Source organism: Stenotrophomonas sepilia, from assembly GCF_003244875.1.
GTDB classification, from domain to species: domain Bacteria; phylum Pseudomonadota; class Gammaproteobacteria; order Xanthomonadales; family Xanthomonadaceae; genus Stenotrophomonas; species Stenotrophomonas sepilia.
Genome location: NZ_LXXZ01000043.1, coordinates 1 through 20,819 on the forward strand (window position 1 = coordinate 1; position 20,819 = coordinate 20,819).

Genomic DNA, 20,819 nt, shown 5'->3' on the forward strand with positions numbered 1-20,819 from the left:
CCGCCCCACCTCTGACAGATCGTCGCGGCTGTTGGTAGGTGTCGACCTTGGTCGACACATCTGTCAGACATCAAAATCGATCTGACCCCAAGAGAATTTCCAACAGATCGCGGAAAACTGTCGAAGGCGGTGTGGGTCCTGTTGCGGGAGTGTCCGCGGCATGGATGCCGCGGCCAAGCCCCCATGGATGGGTTTACGGCGCCTCCCGCAACCGGACCCACCCCGCCATCCCACGGATAGCCCGCTGTTGCTGTTGCTGTTGCTGTTGCTGTTGCTTCGGCCGTTGCTCTGGCTCGTAGCGGGTGCAGGGCGCAGCCCTGCAGACAACACCCCCTTCCCTGAGCATTCCACGCAGTGGTTTGAGCGCCGTGCGCACGCCAGTCACGGCACGCTAGGCCAACGGAACCCCCGTCATCCACCGAGAACCCTCATGACCCTGCGCCACCTTCCCCTGCGCTCCGCCCTGCTGCTGGCCCTGTCCGCCCTGCCACTGGCCGCGCTGGCCGAAGCCACCTCGCCCGCGCCCACCCAGCAGGTGCCCGGCGTCTACCACCAGCGCGTCGGTGCGCTGCAGGTCACCGCCCTGTTCGACGGCGTGGTCGCGCTGGGCCGGCAGGAAGTGGTCGACGTGCCGCCGACACTGGTCAGCCGCCTGTTGGAAGGCCGCTACGTGCCCGAAGACAAGAAGGGCCTGCAGACCGCGATCAACGCCTTCCTCGTGCGCCAGGGCAACCACCTGACCCTGGTCGATACCGGCACCGCGCAGTGCTTCGGCCCCGGCCTGGGCCAGGTGCTGGGCAACCTGCGCGCCTCCGGCGTGGACCCGGCCGAGGTGGACGAGGTGCTGCTGACCCACGCCCATCCGGACCACCTGTGCGGGGTGCTCGATGCTCAGGGCAAGCCGGCCTACCCGAATGCCACCGTGTGGCTGTCCAGGGCCGATGCCGACTACTGGCTCAATCCGGCCAGCGATGCTTCTGCGCCGAAGGGTGTGCGCTTCGCCTTCCCGCTGGCACGCAACGCGGTGGCGCCGTACCAGGCCAGTGGCCACCTGCGCACGTTCAACCCCGGCGATGCCCTGCCCGGCGGCGCGGTGGCAATGGACACCCATGGCCACACCCCCGGTCACGTCTCCTACCGGTTCGACAGCCAGGGCCAGTCACTGCTGGTGTGGGGCGACGTGCTGCACTTCCATGCGGTGCAGTTCGCGCACCCGGAGGCCGCGTTCGAGGCCGATTCGGACCGCAAGGCGGCCATCGCCAGCCGTCGCGGGCTGCTGCAGCAGGCCACCGCCAACGGCTGGTGGGTGGCCGGTGCGCACCTGCCGTTCCCCGGCCTGGGCCACGTCCGCAGTGAAGGCCAGGCCTATGCGTGGGTCCCGGCGGAGTATTCGCCGTTGAAATGACCTCGTGTAGCGCCGAGCCCATGCTCGGCTACCACGCGCAGCGTGCCGGGATTCCGCCGCCGAGCGTAGGCTCGGCTCTACAGGAAGGCAGGGAAGGCCTTATTCCAGCCCCAGCCAGCCGCCGATCACGGCGCGGGCTTCGTCCACGCCGGTACGGTCTTCGCCGGAGAACACCTGCACGCTGACGCTGTCACCGTAGGCCGATTGCAGCTCCTTGCGCACCTTCTGCAGGGACTGCATCTGCTGGCTGCGGCTGAGCTTGTCGGCCTTGGTCAGCAGGGCGTGCGCCGGCAGGCCGCGCTGCACGGCATAGGACAGCATCTGCCGGTCGTAGTCCTTCAGCGGATGACGGATGTCCATCACCACCACCAGCCCCTTCAGGGCCTCGCGGGTGCGGAAGTACTTGTCGATGAAGGCCTGCCAGTGCGCCTGCAGGTCCAGCGGCACCTTGGCGTAGCCGTAACCGGGCAGGTCGACCAGATGCGCCTCCGGGGTGACCTGGAAGAACACCAGCTGCTGGGTACGGCCGGGGGTCTTGGAGACACGCGCCAGGGCGTTCTGGCGGGTCAGCGCGTTGAGCGCACTGGACTTGCCGGCGTTGGAGCGGCCGGCGAAGGCCACTTCGGCCCCTTCGTCGGGCGGCAGCTGCCGCACGTTATGGGCCGAAAGGTGGTAACGGGCACGTTCGATGAGCAATGACATGTGCCTAGGATCGCATGTTGCGGCGCCGCGCGCCCGTGCCGGCGGCCTTTGCGGGCATTTTGCTGCACTGCTGCGTTGACCGTGCGCGGAAACGGCGTTGATAATCCGAACGATGCCGGCGGCCACCGCCCGGCCCGGTCCATACGGAGCTTCAGCATGCGCCACGCTCGCGTTCTTGCCGTATCCGCCCTTGCCACTGCTGTAGTCGTTGCCGCTGCTGCGTTCGCGCAGACCACGTTGACCCCGCTGCCCGACAATGGGCCGATCAACACCGCCTCGCTGGAGGTGGATTTCAGCAAGACCCACTGGGGCGATGCCAAGGCCGGCCAGGCCAAGGCCTCGGCCTGCGCGGCCTGTCATGGCGTCGACGGCAATTCCACGGTGGACATGTATCCGTCCATTGCCGGCCAGAGCGAGCGCTACGTGGCCCAGCAGATGGCCCTGATCGCCAATGGCCAGCGCAGTTCCGGCGCGGCAGTGGCGATGGTGCCGTTCGTGCAGAACCTCACCCCGCAGGACATGCGTGATATCGGCGCCTACTTCGCCACGCAGAAAGCCAACGCCGGCATCGCCGATGACACGGCGGTGACCGAGGGCCCGTACAAAGGCATGAAGTTCTACGAGATCGGCCAGCAGCTGTACCGCGGCGGCGATGCCAAGCGTGGCCTGCCGGCCTGCATGGCCTGCCATGGCCCCAGCGGTGCCGGCAATCCCGGTCCGGCCTATCCGCACCTCGGTGGGCAGCACGCCAGCTATGTCGCGCGCCGCCTGCAGGAGTACCAGGCCGGCCAGACCAACGAGACCGACAAGGCGCACTTCCAGATCATGGCCACGGTCGCGCAGAAGCTCAGCGAGCAGGAGGTGCAGGCGCTGTCGAGCTACCTGCAGGGCCTGCACAACAAGGCCGACGATGTGGCCGGCGCGGCCACGCCAACACAACCGGCTGCCGCCCCCTGACCACCACTGGTCGGCCCGGGCCGCGACGACGGCCCACGGCTGCGGTATGTTTCCTTCACGCCGGCGGCTGCGCCGGCGTTGCTTTTTTCAACGGAGATGCGTGTCGATGAGGTTGATTTCCCGCCTGCTGTTGTCCGTGCTGGTGCTGCTGCCGCTGGCAGCCTGCGCCGCCACCCCCGCCAATGCCCCGCTGGTCGAGGGCAAAGACTACGAGCGCATCGCCCAGCCGGGCCCGTTCCAGCCGCTGGCCGGCAAGATCGAGGTGGTCGAAGTCTTCGGCTACACCTGCCCGCACTGCGCCCATTTCGAACCGCAGCTGGAAGCCTGGGCGGCCAAGCTGCCGGCCGACGTGCGCTTCACCCCGGTCCCGGCGGCCTTCGGCGGTGCCTGGGATGCCTGGGCCCTGGCCTACTACGCCGCCGATGAAGTCGGCGTGGCCAAGCGCAGCCATGCCGCCGTGTTCAAGGCCCTGCACGAGCAGGGGTCGCTGCCGATGCAGAACGTCTCGGCCGATGAGCTCGCCACCTTCTACAAGGCCTACGGCGTGACCCCGGACCGCTACATCCAGGCCCTGCGCGGCGATGCCGTGCAGAAGAAGGTCGACGCCGCGCGCGCGTTCGCCCAGCGCACCAAGATCCCGGGCACACCGGCCCTGATCATCAACGGCCAATACCTGGTGCGCGGCGAGAGCTTCGACGACCAGCTGCGCATTGCCTCGGCGCTGATCGCGCAGGCGCGCGCCGCCCGCGGCCGCTGAACCAACACCCACCACCGACACGGCGTTGTCGCCGCCGCATGTCATCATTTCCCCTTGGCCGGCGCTTGCCGCCGGCCCCACCTTTCCAGATGCTGGAGACGTTTCCATGAAGATCCGTTACGCCCTCGCCCTCGCAGCGCTGCTGCCGATCCTGGCCGCCTGCAAGGCCGACGACGGCAGCACCAACACCACCGCGGCCCCGGCCGAACCGGCTGCTGCGCCGGCAGCGGGCAGCGAAGGCGCCGCGCCGGCTGCCGCTGAAGGCGAGAAGGCCCCGGCCGAAGCGGCGCCGGCCGCCGCACCGGCCCCGACCACCGCCGCACTGACCGGCCCGGCTCCGGTGGAAGGTGCCGACTACCAGGTGATCCCGAACGGCCAGCCGTTCCAGCCGGCCGCCGGCAAGATCGAAGTGACCGAGATCTTCGGCTACGTCTGCCCGGCCTGCGCCGCGTTCCAGCCGCTGGTCGGCCCATGGAAGGCCGGCCTGCCCAGCGACGTGAACTTCGTCTACGTGCCGGCCATGTTCGGCGGCACCTGGGATGACTACGCCCGTGCCTTCTACGCCGCGCAGACCCTGGGCGTGCAGGAGAAGACCCACGAAGCGCTGTACGCCGCCATCCACTCGCAGAAGACCCTGAAGGGCGAGCGCGGCCGTGACTCGGTAGAAGACATCGCCAAGTTCTACGCCGCCTACGGCGTTGATCCGAAGCAGTTCGCGGCCACCATGGGCAGCTTCGCGGTGAATGCCAAGACCAACTCGGCCAAGCAGTTCGCCCAGCGCAGCCAGATCAGCGGCACCCCGTCGATCATCGTCAACGGCAAGTACCTGGTGAAGGGCAAGAGCTTCCCGGACATGCTGCGCATCGCCGACCACCTGATCGCCCGCGAACGCGGTGCGGCCCAGGCTCACTGATCCAAGAGAAGCATTTCCCGGCCGTGAATTCCCCCCGTACACGGACCCTGCGCTTGCTGACGGCCAACATCCAGGCCGGCTCAAGTACCCGCCGTTACAGCGACTATGTGACCCGCAGCTGGTCACATGCGTTGCCGGCGGGTCGCAAGCGCAGCAGCCTGGACGCGATCGCCACCCTGGCGCGCGAACATGACATCGTCGGCCTGCAGGAGGCCGACCCGGGCAGCCTGCGCTCGGGCTTCACCAACCAGACCCATTACCTGGCCCAGCGCGCCGGCTTCAACTACTGGAGCCACCAGCCGAACCGGCGCATGGGCGGGGTCGCGTCCAGCGCCAATGGCCTGCTGAGCAAGCTCGAACCGGTGGAAGTGCAGGACCACGCCCTGCCCGGCCGCATCGGCGGGCGCGGCGTGCTGCTGGCCAAGTTCGGCGACGGTACCGACGGCCTGGCGGTGGCGGTGGCGCATCTGTCATTGGGCGCGGGATCGCGGATGTCGCAGCTGGGCTTCATCGCCGAGCTGCTGTCCGACCACCCCAACGCGGTGCTGATGGGCGACTTCAACTGCCTGGCAGAACGCCCGGAAATGCAGGTGCTGTACCAGAAGACCCGGCTGCAGCCGCCCGGCTGCATCGTGCCGACCTTCCCCAGCTGGCGCCCCGACCGCGCCATCGACCACATCCTGGTCAGCAGTGGCCTGCAGACCCGCACCGTGGAAGCCATACCGGCCGCGTTTTCCGATCACCTCGCCCTGGCGATGCAGATCGACGTCCCGGCCGACGCCCTGCGCTGAACGCTCCCGGTAGGTGCCAACCTTGGTTGGCACGCCGCTCTGGTGGGTGCGGACCGTAGGTCCGCACGCTCTCCGGCGCTACCCTGCCTGCACCACCGGCACCTTCAATCGCCGCGCCGTCATCGTGCTGCCCACCGAGGCCAGCACCGTGCAACCGATCGCCAGCCACTGCAATCCATGCAGGTGCTCGTGCAGCAGCAGCATCGCCCACAGCGCGGCCACCGCCGGCTCCATGCTGATCAGGATGCCGAAGGTTTCCTTTGGCAGGCGCTTGAGCGCCATCATCTCCAGCGACATCGGGATCGCACTGGACACCAGCGCCACCAGCAGGCCGGCCGCCAGGATCTTCGGATCGAGCAGCGCGGCACCGGCATGCGCCACGCCCACCGGCACCACCACCAGCGAAGCCGCCAGCAGCCCCAGCGACACCGAATGCCCAGCGTGCAGGTGGCCGGCACGCTTGCCGAACACGATGTACAGGCCCCAGCACGCCGCTGCGCCCATCGCATACAGCACGCCTGCCGGATCCAGTGCCGGCCCGCCGCCGATCGGCAGCAGCAGCAACAGCCCCACCGCCGCGCACCCCACCCAGACGAAATCGATGGGGCGTCGTGATGACAGCATCGCTACCGTCAGCGGCCCGGTAAATTCGATGGCCACCGCAATGCCGAAGGGAATCGTGCGCAGGGCCATGTAGAACAGCAGGTTCATCAGGCCCAGGGTGAGCCCGTAGCGCAGGAGGGTGATGGCATCCACGCGGCGGGTCTTCCAGCGCCAAGGCCGCCAGAACAGCAGCAGCAACAGCGCCGAGAAGCCCACGCGCAGCGCACTGGTGCCCTGTGCGCCGATCAGCGGGAACAGGTGTTTGGCGTAGGAGGTGCCGATGGCCAACGAGGTGACCGAGCCGAGCACCGCCAGCGCCGGCAACATCGGCGCAAGTCGTGAGGTCTGCATGGGCAAAGTCTATTGCGCCGGCGCCGAGCACTTGGCTCAATTGACAGCCTGTTCGTGCAACTTCTGCTCGCCATGGCCACCGCCCCCGTGCTCGACAGCTTCGACCGCGCCATCCTCGACCTGCTGCAGCGGGACAACACCCTGCCGCAGCGCGAGATCGCCGAGGCCGTGCACCTGTCCACCCCGGCCGTGCAGCGACGCATCAAGCGGCTGCAGGACAGCGGCGTGATCGCGGCCAATGTGGCGGTGATCGATGCCGCAAAGATCGGCCGGCCGCTGACCATCATCGTCGAGGTGCGCGTGGTCAGCGAGCTGCGTGAACGCGTGGCGCCGTTCAAGCGCCGCGTGCAGGACGACCCGGCCGTGCAGCAGTGCTACTCGATCACCGGCGACGGCGATTTCCTGCTGCTGCTTTCGGCCGCGTCGATGGAGGAGTACGAAGCGATCACCGAGCGCCTGTTCGGTGGCGATGACAACATCGAGCGCTTCCGCACCTCGGTGGCACTGGGAACGTTGAAGCGCAGTTTCGAAGTGCCGCTGGCCCCGGTTCTGTAGCGCTGAGCCATGCTCGACTGCGCTTTGACCACAAAGTAACAGCCGCCGAGCATGGCTCGGCGCTACAGTCGGAGACCATGAACACACCGCACTCCCCCGCCCGTCGCCTGCGCCGCTGGCTGCTGCGCGGCCTGTGGCTGGTCATCGCGATCGTTGCCGCGATGGCGCTGTGGAACAGCCCATGGGCTGCTGCACCGAAACTGCTGTGGACACTGTCGCGGATGCCTCCGGCCACCGAGCTTCCGGTGCCGGTGGAAGGCGTGCGGCCCCGCCAGATCGCCGATACGTTCGGCGCTCCGCGCGGCCGTGACCGCTCCCACGCCGGCATCGACATCTTCGCCAGGCGCGGCACCCCGGTGCGCAGTGCCACCGCCGGCGTCGTCGTGGATGTCAGCGACCGCGGCCTCGGTGGCCGCCAAGTGTGGGTAATTGGGCCCGGGCGCGAGCGCTACTACTACGCCCATCTGGACGACTGGGCCGAGGGCCTGGCGCGCGGCCAGGTGGTCCAGGCCGGCGACCTTCTCGGCCACGTCGGCGACAGCGGCAACGCCAAGGGTACGCCGCCGCACCTGCACTGGGGCATCTACGGCGCCGACGGCGCCCGCGATCCACTGCCGCTGCTGCGCTGAACGCCGTGTGCTGCGTCGAGTCCTGCGCGAGCGCCTTCCGCGTTCATGATTTGTAAATAGTAATAGTTCGTATTACCATTTCTTTCGTTTCCGGTGTGCCAGGACGGCCTGCCCGCCCGTTTCCCACCCGTAGCGCCTCGCCTTCTGGATGCTGGCCGAGCGCGCGTGCTCGTCCAGGACCCCCATGAACCGTTCCGCTTTCCGTATCCCGCAGCCGCAACGGCTGTCCGTTGCCGTGCTCGCTGCACTCTGCGCCGTGGCCCCGGCCGCCTTCGCCGACACCGCCGCCGACCCGACCACGCTCGACAAAGTGGTGGTCAAGGGCGAACGCGCCGAAGGCTATTCGGTGCGCCGCACCTCGGCCGGTACCCGCTTCGACCTGGCACCGCGCGAGATCCCGCAGTCGCTCAGCATCATCAGCCACCAGCGCATCGAAGATCAGAACCTGGACGACATCATCGACGTGCTGGCCAACACCACCGGCGTCAGCAGCACCCAGTCCGACAGCGAGCGCACCGAGTTCTATTCGCGTGGCTTCTACATCGACAGCTACCAGTTCGATGGCCTGCCGACGCAGATGGTGCAGAACTGGAGCTACGGCGATTCCGGCCTGGACCTGGCGCTGTATGACCGCGTGGAAGTGGTGCGTGGCGCCACCGGCCTGCTGACCGGTGCCGGCAACCCGTCGGCGTCGGTGAACCTGGTGCGCAAGCACGCCGACAGCGCCGAACTGACCGGCAGCGTCTCGGTGAACGTCGGCAGCTGGGGCCGCACCCGCAGCACCGTGGACGTGACCACCCCGCTGAACAAGAGCGGTTCGGTGCGCGCCCGCGTGATCGGCAGCTACCTGGACACCGACGCGCAGATGGACCGCTACAACCAGCACAAGACGCTGGGCTACGCCGTCATCGACGCCGACCTGACCCCGGACACCCAGCTGAGCGTGGGCTACGACTACCAGCAGAAGCGCGCCAACGGCGCCACCTGGGGTGGTTTCCCGATGCTGTTCTCCGATGGAACCAGCACCGGCTACGACGAATCGTTCAATCCGAACCCGAGCTGGACCTACTGGGACACCACCAGCAAGCGCGCGTTCGCCACGTTGGAACACGCCTTCAACGATGACTGGAAAGTCCGCATCGGCGCCACCCACGACGAAACCAGGGCCGACGACAAGCTGTTCTACCCGGCCTACAACGACTGGGTCACCGGCGCTTCGTTCTTCGACAAGAACACCGGTGCCGGCATTTCGCCGTCGGCCGGCTTCTACAACACCGAACGCAAGGTCAATGCGGTGGACGGCTACTTCAGTGGCACGTTCGAGCTGTTTGGCCTGAAGCACGAAGTGATGGGCGGCCTGAGCTACAACAGGCGCGAGTACGCCAACTACGGCGACTACCAGATCGGCGGCGCCGGCCTCGCCTGGGACCCCTTCTCCAGCTACCTGAACTGGAACGGCAGCATCAGCGAACCGAACTGGAATCCGCTGGCCCTGGCCAGCGAAGGCACCATCACCCAGAAGGCCGCCTATGCTGCAGCACGCCTGTCGCTGGCTGATCCGCTGAAGTTGATCGTGGGCGCGCGCTACACCGACTGGAAGAGCGAAGGCGAAGGCGCCGACCGTTCGCACAAAGTCACCACCCCGTATGCGGGCCTGGTGTTCGACATCAACGACACCTACTCCACCTATGCCTCGTACACCGAGATCTTCCAGCCGCAGATGCTGAAGGACCGCAACGGCAGCTACCTGGACCCGGTGGACGGCAAGAGCTACGAAGTGGGCGTGAAGGGTGCCTGGTTCGACAACCGACTGAATGCCTCGGTGGCGGTGTTCCGCATCGAGCAGGACAACGTCGGCCAGTCCACCGGCGAGCCGGTCATCGGCGGCACCGGCGGCGAAACGGCCTACGTGGCCGCGCGTGGCACCGTCAGCCGTGGCTTCGAGTTCGAACTGAACGGCGAACTGGCACCCGGCTGGAACGCGACCTTCGGTGCTTCGCGCTACGTGGCCAAGGACATCAACGGCGCCGACATCAACACCAACCTGCCGCAGACCGCGCTGAAACTGTTCACCAGCTACACCCCGCAGTCGCTGCAGGCACTGACCGTCGGCGGCGGCGCCAACTGGCAGAACCGCATCTACTACGCGGTGCCGGCTTACGGCCGCATCGAACAGAGCGGCTACGCCCTGGTCAGCGCCTTCGTGCGTTACCGCCTGTCGCCGGAATGGAGCGTGCAGGCCAACCTGAACAATCTGCTGGACAAGAAGTACTTCTCGCAGATCAACGGCTACGGTGCGTACGGCGATGGCCGCAATGGCTCGCTGACGTTCACCTGGGCGTTCTGATCAGACGCGGGGTACGACCGCCCCGCACCTGTAGAGCCGAGCCCATGCTCGGCTCAGAGAATCAGCCGAGTGCGGGCTCGGCGCTACATCCGCAAGGCAGCGCCGGAACTGACCGGCGCTGCCCCCCTCACATCAGAACCGCAGGTCCGCGCGCAGGTACCAGTAACGGCCACGCGGGATGTCGTAGGTCGAGGCGTCATACCCGTTCAACGAGCACGACAGGCAGATCGGCGGATCCTTGTCGAACACATTGTTCAGGCCCGCGGTCAGCTGCAGCCCCTTCATCCAGTCGATCTTGTAGCCCACCTGCATGTCGTGGAAGGTGGTGGCCGAGAGCGTGTTGGTGCCGTCGGCCTGGTTGCTGCACACCGGGAATGCCACGGCATCGCCGCAGTTCTCGGTCAGCTCGGAAATGTGCCGCACCGTCCAGTTCGCACTCCAGCGGTCCATCGTCCAGGCGATGCTGGCGTTGCTGGTCCACTCCGGAATGGAGCTGTCGGCCACTTCCACGCCCGGCTTCTGCGGCTGCTTCTGCCCGGCCGCGCCGGTGGCTTCGTAACGACCGACGAACGTGTTCTTCCACGCCAGCTTGAACTGGCCGAAGGAGGTCTGCGGCAACGTCCAGAACAGGTCCACGTCCCAGCCGTCGGTCTTGATCGAGCCCAGATTGGTCAGGCGGTTGTTGAAGCTGCTGACCGCACCGGTGCTGGCGCGGGTGATGCCATCGCAGTACAGCGGGTCGAGCGTGTCCACGCACAGGTCCAGCTGGGTCTGCGCGTTGATGGCCTGGATCGCACCATCGATGGCGTGGCGGTAGAAGGTCACCTCCACATCGAAGCGCTCCGACCACGACGCGTTGTTGCCGAACCACGGGCTCCACACGAAGCCGGTGCTGAAGCTGCGCGAGCGCTCCGGTTCCAGATCACGATTGCCGCCGGTGGTCACCGAGATCTGCGAGTTGGCCTGCTGGAAGCCGGCCGGCACGCCCAGCGCGGCACAATTGGCGGCACTGCCACGTGGCGGCGTACCGCCCAGGCCCACCGAGCACGGATCGAACAGCTGCAGGTCGGCACGTGCGGCCGAGCCGTACAGTTCGCCGATGGACGGTGCGCGGAAACCCTCGGCGTACGTGGTGCGCAGCACGAAGTCATCGGTCACCTGCCAGCGCAGGCCGTACTTGGGCGTGAACTCGCCACCGAAAGTGGAGTAATCCGAATAGCGGCCGGCCAGGCTCAGGTCCAGCTTCTTGCCGAACGAGGAGTCGGCGAAGATCGGCACGCTCAACTCCAGGTAGGCCTCGTTGACGTCGTAGGAACCGGAGGTCGGCTGCGACGGCACGCCGTTGTAGTGGCCGATCACCGTCAGCGGATCCGGCTGGTACCAGCCCTCGTACTTGCGGTACTCGAAACCGGTGGCGAAGGACACCGGGCCGGCCGGCAGCGAGAACAGCTCGCTGGACAGGTTGGCGGTGAACAGGCTCAGCTCGTTCTGGCTGCGGTCGCGCACCACCGGCTGGATCCACTTCAGCATGTCCGGGGTGATCGAACCGACGCCACCGAAGATGTTCAACGGCACGCAGCCCGGGGTAGCCGCGCACACCGCCGGGTCACCCAGCGCCATGTTGACGTTGTAGATGTTGTAGCTGCCGTAGTTGGTCTGTTCGGCCTTGTTCTTGCTGTACATGCCGTTGACGTCCCAGTACCAGCTGCGGTCGGCCGCCTGGAAGTTGCCGACCAGGCCGGTGGCCACGTAGGTCGTGTTGACCTCCTGCTTGAACACGCGCGCACCGCCTTCCACCGGGCGACGGCCGATCAGGCTCATGTTGCCCGAGGACACCAGGTCGAAGCCGAACGGGTTGTACGGATTCAGGCGCGAGACCACGATGTTGTCGGCCAACGGATTACCGGTGGCGCCATCGGGACCAAAGAACAGCGGCTCGGGGCCGGCCTGGTTGGTCGACTCGCGGCGGTTGCCCAGTGCCTTGATGTACCACTGCACGTTGTCAGTGATGTCGAAGCGGAACTGACCGAACAGGCCCTTGCGCTCGGACGGCGTGAGCACCATGTTGTATTCGGCGAAGTTGAAGCGGTCGGCGCTGGTGAAGCAGTGGTAGTCATCGCTGCGGTTGCAGCCGGCGCTGCCGTCGTAACGCGGGTTGGGCACGCCGCTGTTGGGCACGATGTCCTGCTCGGCACCGGTGTTGGGGTCGACGAAGGCGAAGCGGCCCTGTGGAATGCCGCCGCTGCCGAAGGCCAGGCCGGTGCCCGGAATCGGGAAACGTGACTGCTCGCGATCCTTGGCGAATACCGGGTCCTGCTTGGTCCAGCTGGCGCCCAGGAACAGGCTGAAGCGATCACCGCTCTTGCCCCACGCCAGGTCCACGCCCTTCTGGGTGCCGTCGCCCTTGCTGTACTCACCATAGTTCAGCGTCACCTGCCCGCCATCGAAGTCGCGGCGGGTGATGATGTTGACCACGCCGGCGATGGCATCGGAGCCGTACAGCGACGACGCGCCGTCTTCCAGCACCTCGATGCGTTCGACGATGGCCAGCGGAATGGTGTTGAGGTCGGTGGCCGCACCGACGCCCGATGCGGACGACTCGTTGACCCAGCGGATGCCGTCAACCAGCACCAGCACGCGCTTGGCACCCAGGTGGCGCAGATCGACCTGCGCCGAGCCGGCACCCACGCCACTGCCATCGGGCGGGAAACCGAAGTTGCCGGACGAGTTGAACTTGGCGTTGAGCGCAGAGCCGGAACCCGTGAGCTGCTGCAGCACTTCACCGATCGAGGTCAGGCCGGTGCGTTCGATATCACCGCGGGTCAGCGTCTGGATCGGCACCTGGCCTTCGACTTCAGCGCGCTTGATGCGGGTACCGGTCACTTCCACCGCGTCGAGGTTGGTGGTGGATTGTGCAGCGGCACCCAATGGGGCCAGGGCCATCACGCACAGCGTGACGGCAACCGCCAACGGGCGGTGGTGCAGGTGATTCATTCGCTCTCTCTCCAAAGGAATGTCGGGACATGGACTGCCGCGCTCCCCCTGCATGGCGGCAGCGTCTCCTTTGTAAACAAGCGGTAAAAATCACGGCGTGACGATCGACACTCTTTCACGCGGAATTGACGCAATTGCATGACATTTGCGTCAGATGAATGCCGTTTAGAACCGGACGGTAATGTTCCGCCGCTTCGCTTTGATGCTGGCCGCGACAGCGCGCGCCGGAAACTACCGCGCGCATGAAAGTGCCTTTGCCGAACCATTTCAGGAATAGTCTGAAATTCCTTCATTCAGAAGGCCCGCTTGATCGACCCGGTGCAGACTCGCACCTCCAGCCATTCGCGGGCGGATCGATCATGAAAGCACTAACTGCCGTGCCGAGCGTCATGATGGTGATCACGCTGCTTCTTCCTCTGGCAGGCGAATCGAGGGCAGGCGGCGTGATCGAGTGCAACAACTGCCTCTCTCCCAGCGATGCGGCCTCGGCCTCAGGAGAGGGGTGGACGGTTGTGGTGGATTTCGAGAGAGCCGAGTTGACCGCTTTCGACGTTGAACATGACCCTGAGACCAGAAGGTGGCGAGCACATCCGACCCCGGTTCCGGCGCAGATTGAAATGGCTTTTCTGCGGATTCTGGATGCGACGCTGTCAGCAGGGCAAGCGCCGCTCATGCTGCAATCACCGCATGAGCGGCAGTGAGACAACGCTCTATCGCACGAAGGCAATCCGCTCCATGCCGGTCGCCTCGGCCGCAGCCAATATCCGCGCCATGCCTTCGTACTCGGCCGCCGGATCGGTGGCGATGCGCAGCTCCGGCAGGTTGCCGGCATGTTCGCCCACCTGTGCCTGCAGGCGCGCCTGCAGCTCACTGATCGCCATCGGCTGGCCATTCCAGCTGAGCTGGTTGCCAGCGTCCAGGCGCAGCTCGATCGGCGGGGGCGGTTCGGGACGGTCAACCACGCGATCGGTGGCCTGCGGCAACTGCACGGCAATCGGCCGGGCCACGATCGGCGCGGTCACAATGAAGATGATCAACAGCACCAGCATCACATCCACCAGTGGCGTGACATTGATGTCCGCCAGCGGGCCGCTTCCTCCTGCGCTACTGAACGCCATGTGCCGCTCCCTGCAGCCGGGCCGTTCGCCCAGGGCCGACGTTACGACGCCTGCGACCCCGTGCGGCAGGGGCCTGCGCGGATTCATTCAGCTGTCGTTGCCGACGCCGGGCGTGCACGCAATGCGAAACTGAATTCAGCCATCGCCCGCTATGCTGGTCGCCATGACCCGACGCACTTCGACCGCCCTGTCCCTGCTGCCCTTGGCCACCACGCTGCTGATCGGCTGCGCCAATGCCCAGTCCCTCGATGCCCAGAACGCGCAGCTGAAAGCCGCGATCGCAGCCGCCGAACGCGGCCAGTACGATCCTGGCCAGGCCGCTGCGCTCAGCCGCCATCCGGCCTATGGCTGGCTGGAGTACGCCGACCTGCGGCGCAACATCGACACCGTCGATACCGCGCAGGCGCAGGCCTTCCTCAAGCGCTATGACGGCCAGGCCGTGGCCAGCACCTTCCGCAGCGTGTGGCTGCCCTCGCTCGCACGCCGCCAGGACTGGCCGACCCTGCTGGCCAACTGGGCGCCCACCGACAACCCCGGCCTGCGCTGTGCGCAGCTGACCGCGCGCCAGGTGACGGGCAGGGTCGATCCGCAGTGGATCAGTGAAGCGCAGGATCTGTGGCGCAAGAACGGCAAGTCGCTGCCGGACGGCTGTGATGCCGTTTTTGCCGTACTGCAGGCACAGGGTGGCCTGAGCGACGCCCTGCGCTGGGAACGCATCGATGCCGCCGCCGATGCCCAGCAACCGGCGGTGATGCGCAGCGCCGCACGCGGCCTGCCCGCCGCCGACCTGGCGCTGGCGAACAATTACGCAGCCTTTGTCGACAAGCCCAATGCCAGCGCGTTGAACTGGCCGCGCAACGAGCGCAGCCGGCGCATCGCCACCGATGGCCTGGCCAAGCTGGCCAAGGCCGACCCCGGCGCCACCGAGCAGCAGCTGCCGCAGTACGCCCAGGCGCTCGGCCTGAGTGCCGACCAGCAGGGCCAGGTGCTGTACCAGATCGCGCTGTGGACGGTGGCCTCCTACCTGCCCGATTCGGCACGCCGCCTCAACGCGGTACCCGAATCGGCCTACGACGAGCGCCTGCACGAATGGCGCGTGCGCGAAGCGATGTCGCGCGGCGACTGGCCGGCAGCGCTGGCCGCGATCCGCAAGATGGGCAGCAAGCAGCGCAGCGACCCGCGCTGGCGCTACTTCGAAGGCCGCATGCTGGAAAAAACCGGCCAGGCCCAGCAGGCGCAGCCGCTGTTCCGCGAAGCCGCACGCGCACCGACCTTCCACGGTTTCCTGGCCGCCGACAAGCTGCAGCAGGGCTACACCCTGTGCCCGTGGAAGCCGAACGACAGCGCACAGGCACAGGCGGTGATCGCGCGCGACCCGGCCATCCAGCGCGCGATGGCGCTGTACCAGATCGACCGCGCCGGTTGGGCCGTGGCCGAATGGAACAGCGCGCTGTCGCGCTTCGATGACACCCAGCGCCGCCTCGCCGTGCGCGTGGCGCAGGACAACGGCTGGTTCGACCGCGCCGTGTTCGCGCTCGGCAAGCAGCCGCAGGAACAGCGCCTGTACGACCTGCGCTTCCCGCTGCATCACGACGCCACCATCCGCCGCGAATCGGCACGCAACGCGATCGACCCGGCCTGGGTGGCCGCGGAGATCCGCGCCGAGAGTACCTTCACTCCGCGTGCGCGCTCGCCTGCCAATGCCATGGGCCTGATGCAGGTGCTGCCGGCCACCGGTGCCAGCGTGGCCAAGTCGATCGGCCTGACCGGCTACGGCGGCGCCGACAGCCTGTACGACCCGGACACCAACATTGCCATCGGCACCGCCTACCTGCGCCAGCTGATGAACAAGTACGACGGTCTGCCGTACGTGACCATCGCCGCCTACAACGCCGGCCCGACCCCGACCGCACGCTGGCAGGGCCAGCGCCCGGACTTCGATCCGGACCTGTGGATCGAGACCATCAGCTACAAGGAAACCCGCGAGTACGTTGCCCGCGTTCTGGCCTTCAGCGTGATCTACGACTGGCGCCTCAATGGTGATGCCCTGCCGCTGAGCGACCGCCTGATGGGGCGCCTGGTGGACAAGCGCAAGAAATTCAGCTGCGCGGCCGACGCCGAGCAGGGTGGCGATTGACCGCAACACGGTACTGCCGGCTGCTGGCCGGCATTCCCCGGTATCCATTCCGTGGGGAGGGAAACGATGAGCCTGCTGGCCTGGCTCGGGCTGGCCGCTGCATCGGTAGTGCCGGCCGCTGGCCGGCAGCTTCGGGGTGACTGCGGTTGCCGGCCAGCGGCCGGCACTACCGGAACATCTGCGCCTACCGTGCGATCATTCCCCCATGAAGATCTATCTTGTCGGCGGCGCCGTGCGCGACCGCCTGCTGCAGCGCCCTGCCGGCGACCGCGACTGGGTGGTGGTTGGCGCCACGCCTGCGCAGATGGAAGCGCAGGGCTACACAGCGGTTGGCCGCGATTTCCCGGTGTTCCTGCACCCGAAGACCGGCGAGGAATACGCACTGGCGCGCACCGAGCGCAAATCCGGCCGCGGCTATCGCGGCTTCGTGGTCGATGCTGATCCGGCGGTGACGCTGGACGAAGACCTGCAGCGCCGCGACTTCACCATCAACGCGATTGCCTTTGACGAAGACACCGGCACGCTGGTGGATCCCTATGGCGGTGTGCGCGATATCGAGCAACGCGTGCTGCGCCACGTTGGCCCGGCCTTCGTTGAGGATCCGCTACGCGTGCTGCGCGCGGCCCGGTTCATGGCGCGCTTTGCGCCGCTGGGCTTTACCGTCGCCGAAGAGACCATGGCGCTGATGCGCGAGGTCGCCGCCAGTGGCGAGCTGGACGCGCTGGTGCCCGAGCGCGTCTGGCAGGAACTGCGCAAGGCGCTGGTCAGTGAGCGGCCCTCCGCCTTCCTGCGCACACTGCACGATGCGCATGCCCTGGGCCCGATCCTGCCCGAACTGGAAGCGCTGTACGGCGTGCCGCAGCGTGCTGAATTCCACCCGGAAGTCGATACCGGCATCCACCAGGAAATGGTCAGCGACATGGCCGCGAAGCTGGCCCCCGGCGATGACCTGGTCGGCTTCGCCGCGCTCACCCACGACCTCGGCAAGGGCCTGACCCCGCCGGAGGAATGGCCGCGCCACATCATGCACGAGCAGCGCGGCATCAAGCCGCTGAAGGCACTGTGTGCGCGGTTGAAGATTCCAGCCGAGCACCAGCAGCTGGCTGAAGCGGTGTGTCGCGAGCACTTGAACGTGCACCGCATCGACGAACTGCGCGATGCCACCGTGCTGGAACTGCTGGGCCGCTGTGATGCGCTGCGCCGGCCGGAGCGCGTGGCGCGCATCGCACTGTGCTGCGAAGCCGACAAGCGTGGCCGTCTCGGCTTCGAGGACGCCGACTACCCGCAGGGCGAAACGCTCAAGCGACTGCACCAGGCGGCGTTGTCAGTGCAGGCGCGGGATCTGGATACCACCCATCTGAAGGGCCCGGCCATCGGTGAAGCGCTGGCCAAGGCGCGGGTGAAGGCGATTGCCGCCGCCCGCTGAAGCACCTGGTAGTGCCGGCCGCTGGCCGGCACCCCTATATCACTGGCTTCAATGCGCCATCCCACGGGTAATCGCCGCCGCACGCTGCTTCAGCTGGGCCACGGCATCGGGAATCATCTCCATGCCCACGTCCAGGCCCGGGTTCAGCACCAGGCCGACGCCCTCGCCGATGCCGGCCAGCAGCGCGTGCACCGCGATCGGCATGGCATGCGCGAACTGCGGCAGCTGCTCGTGCCACAGGCCCGCGCGCTCGGGGGCAGTGAACACCGCGAACATCGGCTCACCGCTCTCGCTGGTCAGCACCAGCGGCGAGATGCTCTCGTCCCAGGCGCCATCTTCGCCGATGGCCTTGTCCAGCAGCACGAACGCCGTCGAGGTCAGCAGGCCGTCGAGGAACTGCGCTGCGGTCAGCGTACCGTCCTGGGCCTGCAGCAGGCGCACCTCGAGGTCGTTGAGGGGTTCGAACGGGGTGTCGTGGTCCATGGTCGGTTCCGGTACGTGGTTGCAGGGCAGACTTTAACAGGCCTAGGGTGAGGCACGACAGCGCATTGGCAGGGACACGCAGGGCGTCGGCGACCGTTATTCCAAAGCGCCCAGCGCTCACCGGTCTGGATCCAGCCAAAGGGAATCGGGGCCGCGGAAATCTTGATGGCCTTGGGAGGAAAGCACGGCGGGCAGGATACGGCCGGCCGCTGATTCTGCGAACGCTGCTCCCCCCTGAGCCGTTCGACGAGGTAATTGTTAAGACCCTGCTCCAACAGTTTGACGAAATCGTCAATGTGTCCGATTCGCTTCTGACCCTGTGCCGGCGTCGCTTCACTCAATCCTGGAAGGACGTTGAGACTGGCATGACCGAGAGCTTTGAGCACGGCTGGAGCGGATCGTATAGTCGGATGACGTAGAGCAACGGAACGCCGATGAACGCTACCTCGCAAGGCCTCGCGCCACAGGCATGCATGGATGAAGGCCAAGGAAGCTGGCAGCACGAGCAGCGCAACCTGTCAGATGTGCACCGTAGCGCGGTACATGGCGCCGTCTTCCTCGGCCTTCCCTCCTGTCCAGCCGATCAAGGATCAGGGCAATCCTGCCGGTATCGTCACGCGCAGAGAACCGTGCCCCGTAGTAACCCTGAAGAGGCGCCTACCTCAATCAGCGACATGGACCGCTCATGCTGAAACCCTCCCCCCCCCTCACTCACGTGGCGTTGATCGCCTTGATCACACTGGCCGTTACTGGATGCAACAAGGAACGCTCATACCCGGTCTATCGCGAGAATCCTGCACCCAAGGATGCACTACCGATTGTGATCCGGGTCCACGATGCGCCTGTGGAGCTCACCCTCCCGAAGGTTTTCGTCTCCTACGAGATAGATCCGCTCTGCCTCCCACCGATCAACAACTACGAGGGTGTGCAGTACGCCCCCCAACGGCAGTCAGTAGAGTTCCCAGTACAACGCGTCAGTGCAACCGAGTTCAGCAGCACCGTGTTCGAGGACGGCATGGCAGTCGCTGACTATTACGGGCGTGGGCCATGCGAATGGAAACCCAGCATCATTCGAGCTTCATTCCCAGTCATTTCCGAGGGACGCGAAGGCTTCATATCAGTTGCCGTCCACCATCTCGAACTGAAGAAACTACTCACATCGATTTCGTACGCAGACAGTCAAATGACCCTGCAAACAAAGAGTTCGACGCCTGGGTGGGTGCGAACGCAGTCCCAGTATAGCTACAACAGATTGTCTGATATCGAGAAGCAGAAGTACTTTGCCATAGAGATATCGTCTCCTTCGAAAGGAATCGTCCCATGAGACCTCTAACCAATGCAGCCCTGGCCAATGCAGCCTACTCCCCACCGTCACATCCAGCTCCAGGCGATAAGGAATCGCTGCGCGTTGATGGTGAAGACTTCGAAGTTCTAGGGCGACGTGACGCAGTCAGCGGCTATCAAGGCGTTGTGTACCGGAACATCAAGACCAACGAGATCATCATCGCCCACCGAGGCACCGAGTTTGATCGCCAGGCCATACTTGATGGCGGCGTCGACGCAGCGATGGTCAGCGCCAGAGTCAACGCACAGATTAATGATGCCCTCGTACTGACCAAGCAGGCAATCAAGCAAGCTGAGGAAAACGGATATGGCCCGGTGTACGTCACTGGACATTCCCTAGGCGGCGCACTCGCGCAGATCACTGCCCACCACTACAATCTTCCTGGCGACGCCTTCAACCCCTACGGCGCTGCCGGGCTGGCGTATCGCCTGCCTGAAGGCCAGCCGGCCAATGCGGCGCCCTTCACCAACCATGTGATGGCGGGCGACCTGGTTAGTGCGGCCGGCCCTCATTACGGCAAGGTTGAGATGTACGCACTCCCCAAGGAACTGGGAGTCTTGCGCGATGCCGAGCAGGGCCAGCGCATCGCCTCGCTCGTATCGCTTGGGATGAAAAGCGGCCATGTCATGTCCGCTGCGGTTGCGGTCCAGTTGGGTGATTCCCATCGAATGGTTCACTTCATTGACCGTATGACCGACAAGGGCCCAGTGCAGTCCGTACTGGACGACCCCGAGGCGCGGATCACTGATGCCGAGGACCTACGCCGGATAGCGGAGTATCGCAAAGACATCCACCAGTTGCGGCTGGGGGCGACCGTACTTGTCGGCGGTGGCCCTGGACTCCTGCGCGACGGGGTCAATCACCTTCGCGGCACTGAGGAAGCCGGAGCGTACGCCCGTCGCGAAGCCGAAGCCGTGCAGCGCGCAGAAAGTGCATTGAAACCTGGGGAGCGTCTGGTCCATGAGACAACCGAAAAGGGCTCGCCCTCTCTAAGCCACCCAGGCTTTGCTCCCAAGAGTCCATTGCAGGAAAGCATCGAATCAACCTTGGACAAGGCAGGCCTGGATCCCCGAACGGACGGCCACCCCGACCATGCGCTCTACCGGCAGATTCGCGACGGTGTATCTGCCGTGGATGCCAAGCACGGGCGCAGCTTCGATGAAACCAGCGAGCGAATGACGGCCAGCCTGCTTGCAAAGGCCAAGCACAGCGGCCTGGAACGCGTCGATCATGTTGTCTTGGGCGATCCTCCCAGCGATGGTTCAGGCCCTCGCATGTTCGTCGTGCAGGGAGCGCTCGACAATCC

At 66.1% G+C, this 20,819-nt stretch carries 18 protein-coding genes; 13 read left to right on the forward strand and 5 right to left on the reverse strand.

Features of this window, described 5'->3' with window-relative positions; all coding sequences use genetic code 11:
- Positions 1–430: 430 nt before the first annotated feature.
- Complete coding sequence (locus A7X97_RS08495) at positions 431–1,405, forward strand: MBL fold metallo-hydrolase (RefSeq protein ID WP_111007820.1); 975 nt, start codon at positions 431–433, stop codon at positions 1,403–1,405.
- A 99-nt stretch (positions 1,406–1,504) separates the two neighbouring features.
- On the opposite strand, the gene yihA is transcribed toward A7X97_RS08495, so the two are convergent.
- Positions 1,505–2,107 (reverse strand): ribosome biogenesis GTP-binding protein YihA/YsxC, encoded by a 603-nt coding sequence (yihA, locus tag A7X97_RS08500; RefSeq protein ID WP_049414655.1) that lies wholly within the window; start codon positions 2,105–2,107, stop codon positions 1,505–1,507.
- A 156-nt stretch (positions 2,108–2,263) separates the two neighbouring features.
- Between yihA and A7X97_RS08505 the strand changes: the two genes are divergently transcribed.
- From A7X97_RS08505 to A7X97_RS08520, 4 genes are all read left to right on the forward strand, one after another.
- Complete coding sequence (locus A7X97_RS08505) at positions 2,264–3,064, forward strand: c-type cytochrome (RefSeq protein WP_111007821.1); 801 nt, start codon at positions 2,264–2,266, stop codon at positions 3,062–3,064.
- A gap of 106 nt (positions 3,065–3,170) precedes the next feature.
- Positions 3,171–3,821 carry a thiol:disulfide interchange protein DsbA/DsbL gene (locus A7X97_RS08510; protein ID WP_072167154.1) on the forward strand — a complete coding sequence of 217 codons (651 nt, stop codon included), beginning with the start codon at positions 3,171–3,173 and terminating at the stop codon, positions 3,819–3,821.
- 106 nt (positions 3,822–3,927) lie between these two features.
- Positions 3,928–4,734 (forward strand): thiol:disulfide interchange protein DsbA/DsbL, encoded by an 807-nt coding sequence (locus A7X97_RS08515; protein WP_111007822.1) that lies wholly within the window; start codon positions 3,928–3,930, stop codon positions 4,732–4,734.
- Between the two features lie 53 nt (positions 4,735–4,787).
- Positions 4,788–5,525 carry an endonuclease/exonuclease/phosphatase family protein gene (locus A7X97_RS08520; RefSeq protein ID WP_172412138.1) on the forward strand — a complete coding sequence of 246 codons (738 nt, stop codon included), beginning with the start codon at positions 4,788–4,790 and terminating at the stop codon, positions 5,523–5,525.
- A gap of 78 nt (positions 5,526–5,603) precedes the next feature.
- On the opposite strand, the gene A7X97_RS08525 is transcribed toward A7X97_RS08520, so the two are convergent.
- Entirely contained in the window at positions 5,604–6,479 is an 876-nt protein-coding gene (locus A7X97_RS08525) for an EamA family transporter (RefSeq protein WP_072167156.1), read from the reverse strand.
- A 72-nt stretch (positions 6,480–6,551) separates the two neighbouring features.
- On the opposite strand from A7X97_RS08525, the gene A7X97_RS08530 reads away from it, so the two are divergent.
- The 3 genes from A7X97_RS08530 (at position 6,552) to fhuE (ending at position 10,010) form a co-directional block, all read left to right on the forward strand.
- Positions 6,552–7,034, forward strand: a complete 483-nt coding sequence (locus A7X97_RS08530; RefSeq protein WP_061479611.1) for an Lrp/AsnC family transcriptional regulator — start codon at positions 6,552–6,554, stop codon at positions 7,032–7,034.
- 77 nt (positions 7,035–7,111) lie between these two features.
- On the forward strand, positions 7,112–7,663 hold the full coding sequence (locus A7X97_RS08535; RefSeq protein WP_065178064.1) for a M23 family metallopeptidase: 552 nt from the start codon (positions 7,112–7,114) through the stop codon (positions 7,661–7,663).
- A gap of 184 nt (positions 7,664–7,847) precedes the next feature.
- Positions 7,848–10,010 (forward strand): ferric-rhodotorulic acid/ferric-coprogen receptor FhuE, encoded by a 2,163-nt coding sequence (gene fhuE, locus A7X97_RS08540; protein ID WP_111007823.1) that lies wholly within the window; start codon positions 7,848–7,850, stop codon positions 10,008–10,010.
- A 132-nt stretch (positions 10,011–10,142) separates the two neighbouring features.
- On the opposite strand, the gene A7X97_RS08545 is transcribed toward fhuE, so the two are convergent.
- A complete protein-coding gene (locus tag A7X97_RS08545) occupies positions 10,143–12,953 on the reverse strand; it encodes a TonB-dependent receptor (RefSeq protein ID WP_404830553.1) in 2,811 nt (936 codons plus the stop codon).
- A 293-nt stretch (positions 12,954–13,246) separates the two neighbouring features.
- Between A7X97_RS08545 and A7X97_RS08550 the strand changes: the two genes are divergently transcribed.
- The gene (locus A7X97_RS08550; RefSeq protein ID WP_143592538.1) at positions 13,247–13,705 is read left to right on the forward strand and encodes a hypothetical protein; all 459 of its coding nucleotides are present in this window, start codon (positions 13,247–13,249) and stop codon (positions 13,703–13,705) included.
- A gap of 9 nt (positions 13,706–13,714) precedes the next feature.
- Here A7X97_RS08550 and A7X97_RS08555 read toward each other — a convergent pair whose 3' ends face one another.
- Positions 13,715–14,122, reverse strand: coding sequence for an ExbD/TolR family protein (locus A7X97_RS08555; RefSeq protein WP_088497183.1), 408 nt, complete (start codon positions 14,120–14,122; stop codon positions 13,715–13,717).
- 151 nt (positions 14,123–14,273) lie between these two features.
- Between A7X97_RS08555 and A7X97_RS08560 the strand changes: the two genes are divergently transcribed.
- Both A7X97_RS08560 and A7X97_RS08565 read left to right on the forward strand, forming a co-directional pair.
- The gene (locus A7X97_RS08560; protein ID WP_111007824.1) at positions 14,274–16,259 is read left to right on the forward strand and encodes a transglycosylase SLT domain-containing protein; all 1,986 of its coding nucleotides are present in this window, start codon (positions 14,274–14,276) and stop codon (positions 16,257–16,259) included.
- Between the two features lie 205 nt (positions 16,260–16,464).
- Positions 16,465–17,685: a multifunctional CCA addition/repair protein gene (locus tag A7X97_RS08565; RefSeq protein WP_111007825.1), complete on the forward strand. Its 1,221-nt coding sequence runs from the start codon at positions 16,465–16,467 to the stop codon at positions 17,683–17,685.
- A gap of 48 nt (positions 17,686–17,733) precedes the next feature.
- Here A7X97_RS08565 and A7X97_RS08570 read toward each other — a convergent pair whose 3' ends face one another.
- Entirely contained in the window at positions 17,734–18,168 is a 435-nt protein-coding gene (locus A7X97_RS08570; RefSeq protein ID WP_072167163.1) for an SseB family protein, read from the reverse strand.
- Between the two features lie 685 nt (positions 18,169–18,853).
- Here A7X97_RS08570 and A7X97_RS08575 point away from each other — a divergent pair.
- On the forward strand, positions 18,854–19,492 hold the full coding sequence (locus A7X97_RS08575) for a hypothetical protein (protein WP_072167164.1): 639 nt from the start codon (positions 18,854–18,856) through the stop codon (positions 19,490–19,492).
- A partial coding sequence (locus tag A7X97_RS08580) for an XVIPCD domain-containing protein (RefSeq protein ID WP_111007826.1) occupies positions 19,489–20,819 on the forward strand: 1,331 nt, incomplete at its 3' end. The genes A7X97_RS08575 and A7X97_RS08580, both read left to right, overlap by 4 nt.

Excerpts from the sequence above, each read along its gene's own strand:
- A7X97_RS08495 (WP_111007820.1), top strand. The coding sequence starts at position 431 with ATGACCCTGCGCCACCTTCCCCTGCGCTCCGCCCTGCTGCTGGCCCTG.
- yihA (WP_049414655.1), bottom strand. The coding sequence starts at position 2,107 with ATGTCATTGCTCATCGAACGTGCCCGTTACCACCTTTCGGCCCATAAC.
- A7X97_RS08505 (WP_111007821.1), top strand. The coding sequence starts at position 2,264 with ATGCGCCACGCTCGCGTTCTTGCCGTATCCGCCCTTGCCACTGCTGTA.
- A7X97_RS08510 (WP_072167154.1), top strand. The coding sequence starts at position 3,171 with ATGAGGTTGATTTCCCGCCTGCTGTTGTCCGTGCTGGTGCTGCTGCCG.
- A7X97_RS08515 (WP_111007822.1), top strand. The coding sequence starts at position 3,928 with ATGAAGATCCGTTACGCCCTCGCCCTCGCAGCGCTGCTGCCGATCCTG.
- A7X97_RS08525 (WP_072167156.1), bottom strand. The coding sequence starts at position 6,479 with ATGCAGACCTCACGACTTGCGCCGATGTTGCCGGCGCTGGCGGTGCTC.
- A7X97_RS08530 (WP_061479611.1), top strand. The coding sequence starts at position 6,552 with ATGGCCACCGCCCCCGTGCTCGACAGCTTCGACCGCGCCATCCTCGAC.
- A7X97_RS08535 (WP_065178064.1), top strand. The coding sequence starts at position 7,112 with ATGAACACACCGCACTCCCCCGCCCGTCGCCTGCGCCGCTGGCTGCTG.
- fhuE (WP_111007823.1), top strand. The coding sequence starts at position 7,848 with ATGAACCGTTCCGCTTTCCGTATCCCGCAGCCGCAACGGCTGTCCGTT.
- A7X97_RS08545 (WP_404830553.1), bottom strand. The coding sequence starts at position 12,953 with ATGGCCCTGGCCCCATTGGGTGCCGCTGCACAATCCACCACCAACCTC.
- A7X97_RS08550 (WP_143592538.1), top strand. The coding sequence starts at position 13,247 with ATGAAAGTGCCTTTGCCGAACCATTTCAGGAATAGTCTGAAATTCCTT.
- A7X97_RS08555 (WP_088497183.1), bottom strand. The coding sequence starts at position 14,122 with ATGGCGTTCAGTAGCGCAGGAGGAAGCGGCCCGCTGGCGGACATCAAT.
- A7X97_RS08560 (WP_111007824.1), top strand. The coding sequence starts at position 14,274 with ATGCTGGTCGCCATGACCCGACGCACTTCGACCGCCCTGTCCCTGCTG.
- A7X97_RS08565 (WP_111007825.1), top strand. The coding sequence starts at position 16,465 with ATGAAGATCTATCTTGTCGGCGGCGCCGTGCGCGACCGCCTGCTGCAG.
- A7X97_RS08570 (WP_072167163.1), bottom strand. The coding sequence starts at position 18,168 with ATGGACCACGACACCCCGTTCGAACCCCTCAACGACCTCGAGGTGCGC.
- A7X97_RS08575 (WP_072167164.1), top strand. The coding sequence starts at position 18,854 with ATGCTGAAACCCTCCCCCCCCCTCACTCACGTGGCGTTGATCGCCTTG.